The following is a 16,846-nucleotide window of genomic DNA, read 5'->3' as shown; positions in this document are numbered from 1 at the left end:
CGCGGGTGAGTGAACGTGTTGCGGGGCACCGGAGCTTCGGGGCGGTGGGGCTCGCGAACCGGCTCGGGCAGCCCTCCCCCACCGACGAGCAGCGCGCGGTCATCGAGGCGGGGCGGGACCCGCTGCTGGTCATCGCGGGCGCGGGCTCGGGGAAGACCACGACGATGGCCGACCGGGTGGTGTGGCTCATCGCGAACCGGGTGGTGCGGCCCGAGCACATCCTGGGCCTGACGTTCACGCGCAAGGCCGCCGCGGAGCTGGCCGCGCGCGTCCGCGACAAGCTGCGGCGGCTCACCGAGTCGCTGCCCGAGCTGGCCGAGCTGCACGGCGAGCCGACGGTCTCGACGTACAACGCGTACGCGGGCGGCCTGGTCGGCGAGCACGGGCTGCGCATCGGCATCGAGCCGGGCACGCGCGTGGTCACCGACACGGGCCGGTGGCAGCTCGCGCGGGACCTGGTGTGCGCGTGGGACGGCGAGATGAGCGAGTTCGACGTCAGCGTCGACCGCGTCACCGAGCTGGTGCTCCAGCTCGCGGAGCAGCTCGCCGAGCATCTGCGGGACGGCGCCGACCTGCGCCGCTTCGACCGGGACCTGTTCGAGCACCTCGAAGAGCGGTCCTCGGCGCGCCTGAACGACGAGTTCCGCAACCTGATGTCTCTGCGGCGCAAGCGGGACCAGCTGCTGCCGCTGGTCGAGGCGTGGGACCGGCGCAAGCGCGAGCTGGGCGTCATGGACTTCGCCGACCAGCTGTCGCTGGCGGCGCAGCTCGTCGCGGGCGCGCCCGAGATCATCCGCACCGAGCGCGACCGGTGGCGGGTGGTGCTCCTCGACGAGTACCAGGACACGTCGTTCTCGCAGGTGTCGCTGCTGCGGGACCTGTTCGGCGGCGGGCACCCGGTGACGGCCGTGGGCGACCCGAACCAGTCGATCTACTCGTGGCGCGGCGCCTCGGCGGGCACGCTCCAGCGGTTCCCGCAGGACTTCCCGGCCGCGGGCGGCACCCCCGCCGCGGTCGCGTACCTGACGAAGTCGTGGCGCAACCGCGAAGCGGTCCTGGAGACCGCGAACGCCGTGTCCGAGCCGCTGCGCGCGGGCGCGGTCCCGCCGCTCACCGTGGGCGCCAAGTTCGACGACGAGCACGGCATCGGCTCGGTCGAGGCCGCCATGCACCTGACGGCCGCCGACGAGGCCGAGTGGATCGCCGCGCGCCTCGCCGCCGTGTGGCAGCCGGGCGCCGACGAGACCGCCGCGGTCCTCATTCGCAAGCGCCGCCAGATCCCGGCCCTGCACCGGGCGCTCACCAATGCCGGGCTCCCCGTGCAGGTCGTGGGCTCGCTCGGGCTGCTGTACTACCCGGAGGTCGCCGAGGCGGTGGCGATGCTGCGCGCCGCGGCCGATCCCGTGAACGGGCCCGCGCTCATGCGGCTGCTCGCGGGGAACCGGTGGCGGATCGGGCCGCGCGACATCGCGGCGCTGTGGGCGCGGGCCCGGGAGCTGGCCCCCGACTCGCGCGGGTTCGAGCCGGACGCGGGCGTCGAGGCGGAGGCGTCGCTCGCCGACGCGCTCGCCGATCCCGGTGCGGCCGAACGGTACTCGACGCTCGGGTACCTGCGGTTCGCGCAGCTCCACGAGGAGCTGTCGTGGATCCGCGGGCGGCTCGGGCAGAGCCTCCCCGACGTCGTCGGCGACGTGATCGCGCACTCGGGGCTCGACGTGGAGGTCATGCTCCACCACGGGGATCTGTCCAATCTGGACGAGTTCACCGACATCGCGGCGTCCTACGAGAACGACACGCTCGGGGCGAGCGTCCCGGGGTTCCTGTCGTACCTGGAGTCGGCGGCGAAGCGCGAGCGCGGGCTGGTCGTGGAGGGCGCGAACCCGGCGGGCGGGGTGGTGCAGCTGATGACGGTGCACGCCGCGAAGGGCCTGGAGTGGGACGTGGTGTCGGTGCCGGGGCTGTGCGAGGGCATCCTGCCGACGTCGGTGAAGCGCGATTCGACGTGGGTGTCGGACGCCGCGCGCCTGCCGTACGGGCTGCGCGGCGACGCCGCGAACCTGCCGGTGCTGTACCTCGACGAGGCGCACACCCCTGCCGATGTGAAGAAGGCGGTGCAGGACTTCAAGACCGACGACCGGGAGGCGCGGCTCGACGAGGAGCGGCGGCTCGCGTACGTGGCGCTCACGCGGGCGCGGCGCTCGCTCCTGGCGTCGGGGTACTGGTGGGACGCGGAGGCGCGGACGGCCCGCAAGCCCGCGCCGTTCCTCCAGGAGGCGCGGAACGCGGGCGCGGAGGTACCGGTGTGGACCGATCCGGGGCCGTCGAATCCGCTGGAGGACCAGGCGCGGACGGCCGAGTGGCCCGCCAAGGCGCCCTTGGGTTCCCGGCAGGCGGTGTTCGCGGAGGCCGCGGAGCTGGTGCTGTCGGCGCCGGAGCCGGAGCGGGAGGGACCGCTGGCGCGGCAGTGGCGCGAGGAGGCGGAGCTGCTGATCGCCGAGCGCGACGAGCGCGAGTCGGGGGTGGTGCGGCTGCCGCGGCCCGCGCGGCTGTCGACCTCGCAGCTCATGGCGATGCGCGCCGACGAGGAGGGCTTCGCGGCCGAGCGGCGCCGCCCGATGCCGCAGCCGCCGCGGCCGGCGACGCAGCGGGGCACCGAGTTCCACGCGTGGGTCGAGGAGTTCTTCGGCGGCGGCGCCCTGTTCGACCCGGCGGACCTGCCGGGCGCGGCCGACGAGGCCGTCGACCAGAGGGAGCTCGAACGGCTCAAGGCCGCGTTCCGTGCCTCGGCGTGGGCGGGGCGGCGGATCGCCGCGCAGGAGGTGCCGTTCGTGGTCGAGTACGAGGGGACCGTGGTGCGCGGCCGGATCGACGCGGTGTTCTACGGCGAGGACGGCGGCTACGACATCGTGGACTGGAAGACGGGCCGCCCGCCGCAGGGCGAGGCCGCGGAGCACGCGGCGCTCCAGCTGCGCGTGTACCGCAAGGCGTGGGCGCGGCTCAAGGGGATCGACGAGTCGCAGGTGCGCACGGCGTTCCACTACATCGCGGCCGACCACACGTGGTGGCCGGACGCTTAGCGCGCTGTTCAGCCCGGGATCGCCCCGGGTTTGCACGGCCCCGTTAACGTGACGTGCGGATTACGACGGCTCTACCCGGGGCCGTGCCCGACCCCCCGATCTGATTGGACCCAATGGACATCAACGTCAAGCTCCGCCGCGCCACCGCCCTGACCGGCGGCGCCTTCGCCCTCGTCCTCGCCCTGGCCGCCTGCGGCGCCGGGAACGACACGCCCGAGGGCGCGGTCGAGGGCTTCCTCAAGGACGGCGCCGAGGACATGGTCAACGCCATGCTCGACGGCGACGGCGACAAGGCCGCCGACATCGCGGGCGACTACTTCTGCGCCGACGACGTCACGGGCGTCAAGGACGCCGCGGCCCAGTTCGAGGGCATGACCGACGAAGAGAAGCAGCAGATGGAGGAGATGGCCGGCGACACCTTCTCCATGTTCGAGGACATGTCGTACGAGATCGGCGAGACCACCGAGGACGGCGACACCGCCACCGTCGAGGTCTCGATCACCGCCAACGACGAGACCACGGACGAGACGTTCGACCTCGTCAAGGAGGACGACGCCTGGAAGATCTGCGGCTACATGGCCTAACGGCCGCAAGCAGAAAAGGGGCCCGGCGAGCTGCGCTCGCCGGGCCCCTTCGCGTTTCCAGTTCAGCGGATCGGGCTCGTCCAGAGCACGAACGTCTTCGCGATCTCGTCGACTTCGAGATCGCCCTGGGCCACGGCGCGGAAGAACACATCGCCCTCGTCCGGGCCCGGCGGTTCGAGGTCGTAGCCGTTCACGGCGTACATCGTGTACGCGGCCATGAACGCCAGCCGCTTGTTGCCGTCGATCAGCGCATGGTTTCGGGCGAGCGAGTGGACCAGCGCCGCGACCTTCTCATGGAGGGTCGGATACGCGTCGGCGCCGAACACGCTCGCCCGCGGCCGCGCAGCGGCCGATTCGAGCAGGCCCCAGTCACGCACGGGGGGATCGTCGCTGCCGGTCACGCGGCAGGCGATCCGGATCAGGTCCTGCATCGTCAGGAACTCGGTCACTTGGCGAGCCGATCGAGGAGCTCCTTGTGCCGCTCCATCCCGCGTTCCAGGGCCTGGTTGAACCGGCGGTCCCGCTCGGTCAGGAAGCTGTGCACGGCTTCGACGACGAGTTCGTGCTTCGACCGACGTTCCTTCTCCGCCCGCTCGGTGAGCAGCCGGTCGTCTTCTTCTGAGAGTCGCAAGGTCATGGCCATACGGTAATGCTACCTCGTGATACCACACGGTATTACGAGGTTTTCCCTGATCGTGAGCGTGTCGTCGCGCGACTGACCCGTCCGCGCAGGACGACGCATGGGGCCCGGCGAGCTTCGCTCGCCGGGCCCCATGCGTCGTCTCCTACTGCTTCACCACGGCGGCCTTGACCGACTCGCCCTCGCCCGCGTCGCCGGTGGTGGCGGTGTCGGGGAGGGGGGCGAAGTCCAGGGCCAGCGCGAGGGTCTCGGCCTTGACGAAGTCCAGGTGGGCTTCGACGGCGGCGCGGACCGCGGGCGCGGCGTCGACGGTGACGGCGACGCGGTCGGTGACGTCGAGGCCGGCGTCCTTGCGGGCCTGCTGGATGACGCGGACCAGGTCGCGGGCGAGGCCCTCGGCGGCGAGCTCCGGGGTGACCTCCGTGTCGAGGACGAGCACGCCGCCTTCGTTCGGGAGGGCCTCGGTGTGCTCGGCGTCGACGGCGACCATCGTCAGCTCGAACTCGCCGTCCTCCAGGACGACGCCCCCGGCGGTGACGGTGCCGTTCTCGGCGGTCCAGTCGCCGGACTTGACGGCCTTGATGACGCGCTGCACGTCCTTGCCCAGGCGCGGTCCGAGGACGCGCGGCACGAGCTTCAGGTCGGACCTGGAGTAGGCCTCGACGTTCGCGTCGAACTCGACGGCCTTGACGTTCAGCTCGTCTTTGAGCAGGTCGGCGAAGGGCGCGAGGCGCTCGGCGTGCGGGGTGGCGACGGTGACCTTCGCGAGCGGGAGGCGCACGCGGAGCTTGCGGGCCTTGCGCATGAACAGGCCCACGGAGGCGATGTCGCGCACGGCGTCCATGGCCTCCACGAGGGCGTGGTCGGCGGGCAGGTCGCGGGGGTCCGGCCAGTCGGCGAGGTGGACGGAGCGGCCGCCGGTGAGGCCCTTCCAGATGTCCTCGGCGACCATCGGCAGCAGCGGCGCGGCGACTTCGGTCGCGGTCTTGAGTGCGGTTGCGAGCGTGGCGAATCCGGTCTCGTCGCCCTCCCAGAAGCGGTCGCGCGAGCGGCGCACGTACCAGTTCGTGAGGCTTTCGAGGTAGGCGCGGAACGCGGCGGTGGCGGCGACGAGGTCGTAGCCGTCCATCGCCTCGGTCATGGCCTCGACGAGTTCGCGGGTCTTCGCGAGCAGGTACTTGTCGAGCCGGTGCTCGGAGGCGAGCGCGGTCGCGCGCGCCTCTGCGGGCTCGGCCTCGTACCCGGCGGCTCCCGCGTAGAGCGTGTAGAAGTACCACACGTTCCACAGGGGCAGGACGATCTGGCGCACGGCGTCGCGGAAGCCGGTCTCGGTGACGGGCATGTCGCCGCCGCGCAGGACCGGGGACGAGACGAGGAACCAGCGGACGGCGTCGGAGCCGTACTGCTCGAAGGACTCGCGGACGTCGGGGTAGTTCTTCAGCGACTTGGACATCTTCTGGCCGTCGGCGCCCAGGAGGGTGCCGTGGACGACTGCGGTGCGGAAGGCGGGCCGGTCGAACAGGGCCGTCGAGAGGACGTGCAGCAGGTAGAACCAGCCGCGGGTCTGCGCCGTGTACTCGACGATGAAGTCGCCGGGGAAGTGGTGCTCGAACCAGTCGGCGTTCTCGAACGGGTAGTGGACCTGCGCGAACGGCATCGAGCCGGACTCGAACCAGCAGTCGAGGACCTCGGGGACGCGGCGCATGACGGACTTGCCCGTGGGGTCGTCCGGGTTGGGGCGCACGAGGTCGTCGATGTGGGGCCGGTGCAGGTCGGTGACGTGCACGCCGAAGTCGCGTTCGAGCTCGGCGAGGGAGCCGTAGACGTCGGTGCGCGGGTAGGCGGGGTCGTCGCTGACCCACACGGGGATCGGGGAGCCCCAGAAGCGGTTGCGGCTGATGTTCCAGTCGCGCGCGTTGGCGAGCCACTTCCCGAACTGGCCGTCCTTGATGTGGCCGGGGGTCCAGTCGATCTCCTGGTTGAGCTCGACCATGCGGTCGCGGAACTGCGAGACGGCCACGAACCACGCGGAGAGGGCGCGCTGGATCAGCGGGGAGCCGCAGCGCCAGCAGTGCGGGTAGTTGTGGTTGTAGGTGTCGTGGCGCAGGAGGCGCTGGGTGGCCTTGAGGTCGTTGATGATGAGCTTGTTCGCGTCGAAGACGTGCACGCCCGCGTAGGGGGGCACCTCGTCGGTGAACTTGCCGGAGTCGTCGACGGGGACGACCGGCTCGATGCCGGCGGCGTCGGTGACGACCTTGTCCTCTTCGCCGAAGGCGGGGGCGATGTGGACGACGCCGGTGCCGTCCTCGGTGGTGACGTAGTCGGCGGCGAGGACCTGGTGGGCGTTCTCGCGGCCGGTGAAGAAGTCGAACGGCGGGTTGTAGCGCAGGCCGACGAGGTCGGCGCCCTTGTGGCGGGAGACGACCTCGGGGGCCTCGCCGAGTTCGCGGGCGTAGGCGGCGAGGCGGGCCTCGGCGAGGAGGTAGCGGCCGTCCTCGGTGCTCACGACGACGTAGTCGACGGCGGGGTGGACGGCGGCGGCGAGGTTGGACGGGAGCGTCCAGGGCGTGGTGGTCCACACCAGGAGCTTGACGCCGTTCAGGGGGCCGTCGTCGACGACGTCGAGGCCGACAGTGACGGCCGGGTCCTGGCGGTCCTTGTAGGTGTCGTCCATCTTCGTCTCGGTGGCGGCCAGCGGCGTCTCGCAGCGCCAGCAGTACCAGAGCACGCGGTAGCCCTCGTAGACCAGGCCCTTGTCGTACAGGGTCTTGAAGGCCCACATGACGCTCTCCATGTAGGTGAGGTCGAGGGTCTTGTAGTCGTTCTCGAAGTCGACCCAGCGGGCCTGGCGGGTGACGTAGTCGTGCCACTCGCCGGTGAACTGGAGGACGGAGGCCTTCGCGGCGGCGTTGAACCGGTCGATGCCGTACGCCTCGATGTCGGCCTTGGACTTGAGGCCGAGCTCCTTCTCGGTGGTGACCTCGGCGGGCATGCCGTGGGTGTCCCAGCCGAAGCGACGCTCGACGCGGCGCCCGCGCATGGTCTGGTAGCGGGGGACGATGTCCTTGACGTAGCCGGTGAGGAGGTGCCCGTAGTGGGGCAGGCCGTTGGCGAAGGGCGGGCCGTCGTAGAAGACGAACTCGTTGGCGCCGTTCTCGCCGGCGTCGCGGGCCTCGATGGAGGACTGGAAGGTGTCGTCCTTGGTCCAGAAGTCGAGGACGCGGCGCTCGACCTCCGGGAGGTTCGGGCTCGCGGGGACGCCCCGCTTGGGGTCGTCGAGTGGATAGGCCATGGGACCCGGGTCTCCTCACACACGCCATTGGTTTCCGTGTGCGAGGACGAGACGCGCCCTCGTGTCGGTGAGGGCGGCCCGCGGTACCACCTCGCTTGGCGCACTGGTGCGCCCGCTCGTTCGGCGGCGGTGACGGGCCGCGTCCGTCCGGTTCTAGTGAGGCCGTTGCCGGCCGGTTCTTCCGGAAGCTCGCCGGTGATGGCCGGGTCGACGCTGTTGCACGCAAGTGTAGCGCTGCCGTCCGCGGCGGTCGCGCGCGTTTCGCCCCGGCGCGCGGGCGCGGTCACCGGTCGGCGTCCCACCGTGCGGGCATGTAGTATTCGGCCTGTGAGATTCCACGCGATCAACTGGTGGTGGCGTCGCTGAGGCGGCGTCCTGCTTTCGCGTGCGAGTGAAGCGAGCGACCGTCTGGTAGGCGGTCGCTTCGTCGTATCCGGGGTCGGCCGCCTCAGGACGGGACTAGTGACCCAGTTTCTTTCGAGGAAGAGGCCCTGATGACTTTGTTCGAGACCCCGTCGGGCGTGACGGTCGAGCGGACCGTGTCCGAGCTCGACTCCCCCGACCTCTCCGCGGTGGTGGCGCAGGTCGAGACCCGCCGCGGCGGCGTCCTCTCCAGCGGCATGGAGTACCCCGGGCGCTATTCGCGCTACCACCTCGCGTACGTCGACCCGTCCCTGGAGGTGGTGGCGCAGGGCAGATCGGTGACGGTGCGGCGGTTGAACGCCCGCGGCTACCTGCTCGTGGACGTGCTCGCCGACGCGCTGGCCGCCGCCGGGGTCGGGGAGGTGGTGCGCGAGGACGGCGAGGTGCGCGTGGAGGTCCCGGTCCCCACCGGGCGGGTGCCCGAGGAGCTGCGGTCGAAGCTGCCGACGGCGTTCTCGGCGCTGCGGGTGGTGCTCGACGCGCTCCGCTGCGACGACCCGTACCTGGGCCTGTGGGGGGCGTTCGGGTACGACCTGGCCTACCAGTTCGAGCCGATCCCGTACGCGAAGGACCGGCCCGCCGACCAGCGGGACCTGGTGCTGCACCTGGCCGACGAGCTGTACGTGGTGGACCGCAAGCGGGAGACCGCGCAGGTGCGCCGGTACGAGTTCACGTTCGGGGACCGCACGACGAAGGGCCTGGCGCGGGAGACCGAGTCGCTCGACTACGTGCGGGCCGCGTCGGTGCCGGACGGGCCGGTGCCGGGCGTGTACGCCGACACGGTGCGGCGTGCGAAGCGGGAGTTCAAGGCGGGCAACCTGTTCGAGGTCGTCCCGGGCCACGAGATGTACGCGGCGTGCGATTCGCCGACGGCGTTCTACGAGCGGCTGCGCACGGCGAACCCGGCGCCGTACGAGTTCCTGTTCAACCTGGGCGAGCGCGAGTACCTGGTGGGGGCGTCGCCGGAGATGTTCGTGCGGGTCACCGGGGACCGGGTGGAGACGTGCCCGATCTCGGGGACGATCGCGCGCGGCGCCGACCCGCTGCACGACGCGACGCAGATCGCGGCGCTCATCGGCTCCGCGAAGGAGGAGTCGGAGCTGACGATGTGCACCGACGTGGACCGCAACGACAAGGCCCGCGTGTGCGTGCCGGGCTCGGTGAAGGTGCTGGGGCGCAGGCAGATCGAGATGTACTCGCGGCTGATCCACACCGTGGACCACGTGGAGGGGCGGCTGCGGGAGGGCATGGACGCGCTGGACGCGTTCCTGACGCACATGTGGTCGGTGACGGTGACCGGAGCGCCGAAGACGTGGGCGATGCGGTTCATCGAGGAGCAGGAGACGACGCCGCGGCGCTGGTACGGCGGGGCGGTCGGGTTCGTGGGCTTCGACGGGACGATGAACACGGGGCTGACGCTGCGGACCGCGCAGATCCGCGAGGGCGTGGCGCGGGTGCGCGCGGGCGCGACCCTGCTGTACGACTCCGACCCGGCCGCGGAGGAGGCGGAGACGCACCTGAAGGCGCGGGCGCTGCTGGAGACGGCGGCGGGCGGCCTCGGCGCGGCGGCCCCGGTGCCCGAGCCGATCGAGGTCGCGGGCGGACCAATGGGGACCGGGCGGAAGGTCCTGCTGGTCGACCACGAGGACTCGTTCGTGAACACGCTCGGCGACTACTTCCGGCAGCACGGCTGCGAGGTGACGACGCTGCGGTTCGGCTTCGACGTGCCCGCCGTCCTCGACGAGCTCGCGCCCGACCTGGTGGTGCTCTCGCCGGGGCCGGGACGCCCGGAGGACTTCGGGACCGCGGCGCTGCTCGACGAGATCGAGCGGCGCGGGCTGCCCGCGTTCGGGGTGTGCCTGGGCCTCCAGGCGATGATCGAGCACGCGGGCGGGCGGCTGTCGCTCCTGGACGAGCCGAGCCATGGCAAGCCCGGGAACGTGAAGGTCAACGGCGGCGGCCTGTTCGACGGCCTGCCCGACGAGGTCACGGCGGCGCGCTACCACTCGCTGTACGCGACGGCGGACCAGGTCAAGGGCGATTTCGCGCCCACCGCGGCGATCGGCGGGGTGGTCATGGCGATCGAGGCTCCCGCGAAGCGCTGGTTCGCGGTGCAGTTCCACCCCGAGTCGATCCTGACGGCGGCGGGCGCGCACGGGCACCGGATCGTCGGGAACGCGCTGCGCCTGACGGCATGAGCGGATGAGGACGGGGCCGGGAAGCGATGCTTCCCGGCCCCGTCTTCCGTTGTCCCGCTTCAGTGTCCGTCTAAGAGGTGAACTCCCAGTCCTTGACGCAGCCCCACGCGCTGTGGCCCCAGTTGCCGTTCCAGTAGACCTCCATCCAGAAGTCGCTGGAGACGCCGCACGCGGTGTATTCACCGCCGGCGACGCGGGTGCAGGACGTCTGCACCCAGGTCCCGGCCGGGATGGACCCGATGATCGCCGACTCGGCCTCGGCGCGGAGGCGGTGGTTGACCCCTTCCGCGAAGCGGGCCCGGCAGGTGCGCTGCTCGACGGCGGCGTCGGGCGCCGCCGCGTTCTCGATGCGCGACTTCACGGGCGTCGGCGCTTCGACGGGAGCCGCCGCGGCCGGGGAGGAGGCGGACAGCGAGAGTGCGAGCGCTGCGGCCGCGACACCGATGGCAGTGAAGATCCTCTTCATTACCATGATCACCCCTTTGGTGAAACTTGTTCTGACTGCGCCTTGTGACGCACCCCTTACCTAAGTACGCCCGAGGGTCTAATCCGGTGCAAAACGGTCAATGTCGGGAACCCGACAGAAATGATCCGGCGCGTCGGATCGCACGAACGGGGGCGCGGGGCTCGGGTGTTCGAAAACGGCCGTCGGCGGATCGCCGACGGGATGTCGGTGGCCCGTGATCGGATGGCGGGATGGCGAAAACCGTGTACAACACCGCGACCACCGTCGACGGGTTCATTGCCGATCCCGACAACTCCCTGGAGTGGCTCTTCACCGTCCCGGGCGGGCACCCCGACGAGGAGCCCGGGCCCGACGGCGGGGCCGCCGAGACGCCGCTCGACGAGATGGCCGAGTTCTTCGAGGGCATCGGCGCGGTCTGCATGGGCTCCACCACCTACGAGTGGATCGTCCGGCACGAGCGGCTCCTCGACCAACCGGACAAGTGGGCCTACCCGCAGCCCTCCTGGGTCCTCACCAGCCGCGACCTCCCGGCCGTCCCCGGCGCCGACATCACCTTCGCCTCGGGCGACGTCAGGGAGGTCCACGCCGCGATGGTGGAGGCCGCGGGCGACAAGGACCGCTGGATCGTCGGCGGCGGCGACCTCGTCGGCCAGTTCTTCGACGCGGGCCTCCTCGACGAGATCCGCGTCAGCCTCGCGCCGGTCTTCCTCGGCGCGGGCGCGCAGCTCCTCCCCCGCCGCATCCTCTCGGACCGCCTCGAACTCATCGAGGCCAAGCCCATCGGCCAGTTCGCCAACCTCGCTTACCGGGTGAAGAACTAAGGGCTGCAAGGGGTTCCGGCGGGCCGCCTACCGTCCCGCCGGAACCCCCGGACAACCCGGGCCGTCCCGGCGGCCGGAGACTCGCCCGGCCGCCCCGGTCCCGACCCGGCCCGTAGGGGCGAGGTCGGGACCGGACCTGTGTCCGGAGCGCTTAGTCGTCGTCGCCCCAGTCGTCGTCATCGTCGTCGTAGCGGTCGTCGTCGTGGTCGTCATCGTCGTCGGAGTCGTCGTCCTGCTGGGAGCCGAGGATCGAGCCGTCGAGGGCGTTGACCGCGACGTCCCACTCGATGCCGTCGGCGTCGGTGATGTCGATGACCCACACCGGGAGGTCGGCGCTGCCTTCGAGGTCGACCTCGCGGACCGTGCCGTCGACCTCGGCCAGCGCGGCCTCCACGGCCGCGTCCTCGCCGATCGCGTTGTCGGGGAGGACGAAGTCGTCGTCGCCGTGGTCGTCCCACGCGTCGTCCCAGTCGCCGCCGCGGTCGTCGTCATCGTCCCGGTCGTCGCCGGGAGTCGGCTCCTCGCCGGGGGTCGGCTCCTCGGTCGAGCCGGTCTGCGCGCCGCCGGAGTTCGCCGGGTCGAACGTGTCGTCGTCGGCCGCGAATGCGGCGGCGGTGCCGCCGCCGAGGAGGATCGCGCCGGCGGCGCCGGCGATCACGAGGGTGCGGTGGCGGCCGGTGAAGCGGCGGGCCTTCGCGAACTTCGAGAGGTCCTGGGTCGGGGTCTGGTCGTTCATGGCGGGTCCTTTCGGTCCGTTCGGATCGGATGCAGGCAACCATGCGCCACCGAACCTGAAGCTGAGCTGAAGTCGCCTGAAGACGGCTTCAGGTTGGGGCCGTAGGACAGAAGGCATGCGGCGTTTGCGCTGGCAGATCGCGAGACCGCGGGCCGCGCGGCGACTTCAGCTCAGCTTCAGGTTCCTTGTGCCAAGCTTCGTGACATGCGTTTGCTGATGGTGGAAGACGAGCAGCGGCTGGCCGAGGTGGTCGCCGCCGGGCTGGCGGCCGAGGGGTACGCCGTCGACCTGGCCCATGACGGCCGCACCGGCCTGGCGATGGCGAGGGGCGGCGAGTACGACGCGATCATCCTCGACATCATGCTGCCCGGACTGAACGGCTACCAGGTGTGCGCGGCCCTGCGGGACGAGGGCGTCGAGACGCCGATCCTCATGCTCACCGCCAAGGACGGCGAGTACGACGAGGCCGAGGGCCTCGACACGGGCGCCGACGACTACCTCACCAAGCCGTTCTCCTTCGTGGTCCTCCAGGCCCGCATCCGGGCGATGCTGCGCCGCGGCAGGGCTTCGCGGCCCGCCGTGTGGCGCTTCGGCGACCTCGCCGTCGACCCGGCCACCCGCACCTGCCGCCGCGGCGACGCCGCGCTCGACTTGACCGCCAAGGAGTTCGCCGTCCTCGAATACCTCGCCTCCCGCGCCGGGGAGGTCGTGTCCAAGTCGGAGATCCTGGAGCACGTGTGGGACTTCGCCTACGACGGCGACGTCAACATCGTCGAGGTCTACATCTCCAACCTGCGCCGCAAGATCGACGCGCCCTTCGGCAAGGCGGCCATCACCACCGTCCGCGGGGCGGGCTACCGGCTGGCGGCCGACGGTGGATGAGCGGGTGAGGAGGCAGGCGCTCAAGGAGTCCCGGCGGCACTCCCGCGGCGGGAGGCTGCTGTGGCGGCCCGAGTCGGTGCGCGCCCGCACCACGGTGGGCGCCACGGTGGTCGTCGCCATCGCGCTCGTCGTCGCGGGGTTCCTCGTCGTGACGCTCCTGCGCGACAACCTCTACGGCCGCGCCGAGCTCACCGCCGAGGTGAGCGCCCGCTCGATCGCGGGCCAGCTCGCCTCCGGCACCGCGCCCGCCGCGATCGAGCTGCCCGACGACGACGAGGCCGCGCAGATCCTCACCTCAGACGGCACGGTCGTCGCCGCGAGCGAGGACCTCGAAGGGCTCGGCCCGATCGGCGGCTTCGCCCCGGCGCCGGACCCCGTCGCGGCGGAGTCGCCGACCGAGGACGGGACCCCCACGCCCGGCGGCGACGACTCGGACGACGATGACGACGACCGCGATGAGGACGACGACCACGGCGGCGGCGATGACGACGAGACGCCGTCCGACGAGGTGGAGGACTCCGGCGGCGCGGTCGGGTCGTCGATCGAGTACGCCACGGTGGCGCTCCCCGACGAGGACGCGTCGTACCGGTTCGCGGCCATGAGCGCCACCGCGCCGGACGGCACGGTGTACGACGTCTACTCGGGGTCGTCGCTGGAGACGCAGGAGGAGGCCGTCGGCAGCGTCACCGCGATCATGTGGTGGACGCTGCCCGCGCTGCTCCTGGTCGTCGCGGTCGTGACCTGGCTGGTGACCCGGCGGGCGCTGCGCCCGGTCGGCGCGATCCAGCAGGAGCTCATGTCGATCACCGGCGGCGACCTGTCCCGGCGGGTGCCGGTGCCCGCGAGCCGCGACGAGATCCACAGCCTCGCGGTCACCACGAACATGACCCTGACCGCGCTCGACCACGCGGTGTCGCAGCAGCGGCGCTTCGTCGCCGACGCCTCGCACGAGCTGCGCAGCCCGCTCGCGATCCTCCGCAGCCAGATCGAGATCGCAAGGGAGCACCCGGAACTGCTCGACCTCGAAGCCACGCTCGCCGACGTCGTCCGGCTTCAGGACCTGTCGGCGGACCTGCTGCTGCTCGCGCGGCTCGACGCCGGGGAGCGGCCGCCGCACGCCGAGGTGCCGTTCACCGAGCTCGTGCGCGAAGAGGTGGCGCGGCGCGCGGCGACGGACCGGGTGCCGGTGCGGCTCGACGTCGAGGAGGACCTGTCGGTGTTCGGCGTGCGCGGGCACCTGGCGCGCGCCGTCGGGAACCTGCTCAACAACGCGCAGCGGCACGCCGCGACGGCGGTGACCGTGACCCTCGCCGCGGAGGACGCCGAGTGGCTGCGCCTCGACGTCGGCGACGACGGCAACGGCGTCCCGCCGGAGGAGCGCAGGCGGATCTTCGACCGGTTCGTGCGGCTCGACGAGTCGCGCAGCCGCGACGACGGCGGCGCCGGACTGGGCCTGGCGATCGTGCAGGACGTGGTGCTCGCGCACCGCGGCACGGTGCAGGTCCTCGAATCCCCGGAGGGAGGTGCGATGTTCAGACTCGCGCTGCGCAGGGCCGACCCGCGGCCCCCGCACGAGCGTGCGGGGGCGACCGGACCGGACGTCTAGCGGCCGTTCAGCGGAGGGACCGACCGCGACCGGCCCGATTCCCAGACAGTCCTTAGGCGGGGTCCGCGGGCGGCTTGCGGCGGCGCGCGACGATGAAGAGCACGATGCCGAGGACCAGCGCGCCCGCGGCGACGGCCACGAACACGATCGTGGACGAGCCGGTGTTCGGCAGCGAGCGGCCGTCGACCGTGAGCGCCGCCGAGTTGTCCGACGGGTCGCCGTCGAGGTTCACGCCGTCGACGCCCCGGAAGAAGGCGTCGACCTCGACCCGGCCGGGCGCGCCGGTGGCGTCCGAGACGTCGACGGTGATGGTCACGTCGACCGACTCGCCGGGGCTGAGTCCCGAGAAGGCGCAGGCGAAGTCGATGCGGTCGAGTTCGGTGTCGACTTCGAGCGCTTCGCGGCGGTCGTCGAGTTCGGCGTCGTCGAAGCAGCGCCAGCCGCTGCCGTCGGGGTTGTCGACCGAGACGACCTCCGCGCCCGCGGGGAGCTGTCCGCGCACGAAGTAGGACGGCTCGCCTTCGAACGCGGGGCGGTTGAGGGCCCGTGCGGGGCCGTCGTTGCCGATCGGGATGGTCAGCTCGACCTCGCCGCCGCGGAGGTCGGCGCCTTCGACCGCGAGGTCGTAGGGGCGGTCGGAGGTCTCGATGACGAGGTCGCCGTCGTTGTCGTCGTCGATCGCGTCCTGGTCGGCGGCGGCTTCGAGGGTCATGAGGTCCGGCGAGTCCGGGTCCCACCAGGGTTCGCCGAAATCGCGGTCGAAGACGGCCTGGTTCACGGCGAACAGGCTGTAGCCGCAGGCGCAGACGGCGAGGGGGCCGGGCGCGTCGGCGTCGATCGCGTACTCGATCGGCCCGGCGAGCTGGAAGGTCGTGCCGGGGGCGTCCTCGTAGTCGAGGAAGAAGCAGAACTGCGTGGCAAACATGGGCTCCCAGATGTTCGGGGAGCAGTTGTCCCACGGCGCGTCGTGGTCGACGCCTTCGGCGCCCATGTTGGCCATGCCCGCGCCGAACGCGGCCACGACGGCGTACGTGTCGTCGGGGAGGGCGCTGTGCTGCGTGAAGCGCGGCTGCACGTCGACGGTCGATCCGGCCGCGATGTCGGTGAAGGTCAGGTCCTCGGCGCCGTAGTCGCTGAAGACGCCGTCGTAGCGGTCCTCGACGACGTCGACCGTGCCGGTCTCGGTGTGGACCTCGGCGCCGTCGAGGAGGACGGTGAGCGTGTAGTCGTGCTCGCCGAGCGGGGTGCCCGTGGCGGCGGCGATCGTGAAGGAGAACAGGTTCGACGTGCCGGGGTCGGCGATCTCGCATTCGATGTTAGGGACGTTGTCGGGCGTCTCGCAGCCCGGCCCCGCGCCGAAGTAGATGGTGGCGTCGGCGGTGTCCACGTCGAGCTGCATGGCGAGGACCCCGGTCGGATCCTCCGCGAAGAGGACTTCGAGGTTGGCGGCGCGGGGCGGGTTGCCGGGGACCTGCGGGTTGTCGAGGTCCAGGAAGACGCTGGTCGGCGCCGGGCTTTGCGCGAACGCGGGCGGGGCGGACAGGCCCGCGGCGGCGGCGGCCGCCAGCGCGGCGGCGACCGCCGCCGCGAGGCGTCGGGTTCGGTCGGTTGCGGTCATCGCGGTCTCCCTGAGGGGTCGCCGGGCAGTCGGGGCCCGGTTGCGTCATGCCTGTACAGGGAGAACGCTGCCGCAGGGTTGGGGGTTGCGGGTCCAAAGGGGAAATGCGGGTGAACCGGGTTCAGGAGATGCGGGCGCCGATGGGCACGTCGGCGTCGGGGGCGAGGAGGACGACTTCGTCGGTGCCGTCCACGGGCACGCCGAGGACGAGGACTTCGGACATGAAGTCGGCGATCTGGCGGGGCGGGAAGTTGGTGACGGCGACGACGGTGCGCCCGACGAGCTCCTCGGGCGTGTAGCGGGCGGTGATCTGGGCGCTGGAGCGCTTGACGCCGAGGTCGCCGAAGTCGATCCAGAGCTTGTAGGCGGGCTTGCGGGCCTTGGCGAAGACTTCGGCGCGTTCGATGCGGCCGGTGCGGATCTCGGTGCGGAAGAAGTCGTCGGCGCTGCTGTGCCCGTCCGCGGGTGACTGGTGTGCCATGCGGGGAGGATATCGCCGGGAG

Annotated in this window: 13 protein-coding genes; 6 read left to right on the top strand and 7 right to left on the bottom strand. The window is 71.7% G+C overall.

Annotated elements, in window-relative coordinates; genetic code table 11:
- Positions 1–5: 5 nt before the first annotated feature.
- Positions 6–3,077 carry an ATP-dependent helicase gene (locus tag B0I28_RS00425; protein ID WP_181245580.1) on the top strand — a complete coding sequence of 1,024 codons (3,072 nt, stop codon included), beginning with the start codon at positions 6–8 and terminating at the stop codon, positions 3,075–3,077.
- 113 nt (positions 3,078–3,190) lie between these two features.
- The gene (locus tag B0I28_RS00420) at positions 3,191–3,661 is read left to right on the top strand and encodes an Rv0361 family membrane protein (protein ID WP_106361860.1); all 471 of its coding nucleotides are present in this window, start codon (positions 3,191–3,193) and stop codon (positions 3,659–3,661) included.
- A 62-nt stretch (positions 3,662–3,723) separates the two neighbouring features.
- Here B0I28_RS00420 and B0I28_RS00415 read toward each other — a convergent pair whose 3' ends face one another.
- The 3 genes from B0I28_RS00415 to ileS all read right to left on the bottom strand — a co-directional run bounded on the left by B0I28_RS00415 (position 3,724) and on the right by ileS (position 7,593).
- A complete protein-coding gene (locus tag B0I28_RS00415; RefSeq protein ID WP_106361859.1) occupies positions 3,724–4,110 on the bottom strand; it encodes a type II toxin-antitoxin system death-on-curing family toxin in 387 nt (128 codons plus the stop codon).
- Positions 4,107–4,298, bottom strand: coding sequence for a ribbon-helix-helix protein, CopG family (locus B0I28_RS00410; protein WP_219926478.1), 192 nt, complete (start codon positions 4,296–4,298; stop codon positions 4,107–4,109). The genes B0I28_RS00415 and B0I28_RS00410 overlap by 4 nt, the downstream gene beginning before the upstream one ends.
- 148 nt (positions 4,299–4,446) lie before the next feature.
- On the bottom strand, positions 4,447–7,593 hold the full coding sequence (gene ileS / locus B0I28_RS00405) for an isoleucine--tRNA ligase (protein ID WP_106361857.1): 3,147 nt from the start codon (positions 7,591–7,593) through the stop codon (positions 4,447–4,449).
- 494 nt (positions 7,594–8,087) lie between these two features.
- Here ileS and B0I28_RS00400 point away from each other — a divergent pair, with 494 nt between their 5' ends.
- A complete protein-coding gene (locus tag B0I28_RS00400) occupies positions 8,088–10,214 on the top strand; it encodes an anthranilate synthase component I (RefSeq protein WP_106361856.1) in 2,127 nt (708 codons plus the stop codon).
- A gap of 70 nt (positions 10,215–10,284) precedes the next feature.
- On the opposite strand, the gene B0I28_RS00395 is transcribed toward B0I28_RS00400, so the two are convergent.
- Positions 10,285–10,680 (bottom strand): hypothetical protein, encoded by a 396-nt coding sequence (locus B0I28_RS00395; protein WP_106361855.1) that lies wholly within the window; start codon positions 10,678–10,680, stop codon positions 10,285–10,287.
- A 230-nt stretch (positions 10,681–10,910) separates the two neighbouring features.
- Here B0I28_RS00395 and B0I28_RS00390 point away from each other — a divergent pair, with 230 nt between their 5' ends.
- Complete coding sequence (locus tag B0I28_RS00390; RefSeq protein ID WP_106361854.1) at positions 10,911–11,501, top strand: dihydrofolate reductase family protein; 591 nt, start codon at positions 10,911–10,913, stop codon at positions 11,499–11,501.
- Between the two features lie 151 nt (positions 11,502–11,652).
- Here B0I28_RS00390 and B0I28_RS00385 read toward each other — a convergent pair whose 3' ends face one another.
- On the bottom strand, positions 11,653–12,237 hold the full coding sequence (locus B0I28_RS00385) for a PepSY domain-containing protein (protein WP_106361853.1): 585 nt from the start codon (positions 12,235–12,237) through the stop codon (positions 11,653–11,655).
- A 204-nt stretch (positions 12,238–12,441) separates the two neighbouring features.
- Here B0I28_RS00385 and B0I28_RS00380 point away from each other — a divergent pair, with 204 nt between their 5' ends.
- Positions 12,442–13,119, top strand: a complete 678-nt coding sequence (locus B0I28_RS00380) for a response regulator transcription factor (protein WP_106361852.1) — start codon at positions 12,442–12,444, stop codon at positions 13,117–13,119.
- 76 nt (positions 13,120–13,195) lie between these two features.
- Positions 13,196–14,725: an ATP-binding protein gene (locus B0I28_RS00375; RefSeq protein WP_106362574.1), complete on the top strand. Its 1,530-nt coding sequence runs from the start codon at positions 13,196–13,198 to the stop codon at positions 14,723–14,725.
- A gap of 52 nt (positions 14,726–14,777) precedes the next feature.
- Here B0I28_RS00375 and B0I28_RS00370 read toward each other — a convergent pair whose 3' ends face one another.
- Both B0I28_RS00370 and B0I28_RS00365 read right to left on the bottom strand, forming a co-directional pair.
- On the bottom strand, positions 14,778–16,343 hold the full coding sequence (locus tag B0I28_RS00370; protein WP_106361851.1) for an LPXTG cell wall anchor domain-containing protein: 1,566 nt from the start codon (positions 16,341–16,343) through the stop codon (positions 14,778–14,780).
- A gap of 121 nt (positions 16,344–16,464) precedes the next feature.
- Positions 16,465–16,824, bottom strand: coding sequence for a tRNA-binding protein (locus B0I28_RS00365; RefSeq protein WP_106361850.1), 360 nt, complete (start codon positions 16,822–16,824; stop codon positions 16,465–16,467).
- Positions 16,825–16,846 lie beyond the last annotated feature (22 nt).

It is taken from the genome of Glycomyces artemisiae (assembly GCF_003002955.1).
Lineage (GTDB): Bacteria > Actinomycetota > Actinomycetes > Mycobacteriales > Micromonosporaceae > Glycomyces > Glycomyces artemisiae.
The sequence above is the reverse complement of the archived record's forward strand: the minus strand, read 5'-3'. Positions and strand labels throughout refer to the sequence as shown.

What these genes read in the sequence shown, in the direction of transcription:
- B0I28_RS00420 (WP_106361860.1), top strand. Translation starts at nt 3,191, where the DNA reads ATGGACATCAACGTCAAGCTCCGCCGCGCCACCGCCCTGACCGGCGGC.
- B0I28_RS00410 (WP_219926478.1), bottom strand. Translation starts at nt 4,298, where the DNA reads ATGACCTTGCGACTCTCAGAAGAAGACGACCGGCTGCTCACCGAGCGG.
- ileS (WP_106361857.1), bottom strand. Translation starts at nt 7,593, where the DNA reads ATGGCCTATCCACTCGACGACCCCAAGCGGGGCGTCCCCGCGAGCCCG.
- B0I28_RS00400 (WP_106361856.1), top strand. Translation starts at nt 8,088, where the DNA reads ATGACTTTGTTCGAGACCCCGTCGGGCGTGACGGTCGAGCGGACCGTG.
- B0I28_RS00395 (WP_106361855.1), bottom strand. Translation starts at nt 10,680, where the DNA reads ATGAAGAGGATCTTCACTGCCATCGGTGTCGCGGCCGCAGCGCTCGCA.
- B0I28_RS00390 (WP_106361854.1), top strand. Translation starts at nt 10,911, where the DNA reads ATGGCGAAAACCGTGTACAACACCGCGACCACCGTCGACGGGTTCATT.
- B0I28_RS00385 (WP_106361853.1), bottom strand. Translation starts at nt 12,237, where the DNA reads ATGAACGACCAGACCCCGACCCAGGACCTCTCGAAGTTCGCGAAGGCC.
- B0I28_RS00380 (WP_106361852.1), top strand. Translation starts at nt 12,442, where the DNA reads ATGCGTTTGCTGATGGTGGAAGACGAGCAGCGGCTGGCCGAGGTGGTC.
- B0I28_RS00370 (WP_106361851.1), bottom strand. Translation starts at nt 16,343, where the DNA reads ATGACCGCAACCGACCGAACCCGACGCCTCGCGGCGGCGGTCGCCGCC.
- B0I28_RS00365 (WP_106361850.1), bottom strand. Translation starts at nt 16,824, where the DNA reads ATGGCACACCAGTCACCCGCGGACGGGCACAGCAGCGCCGACGACTTC.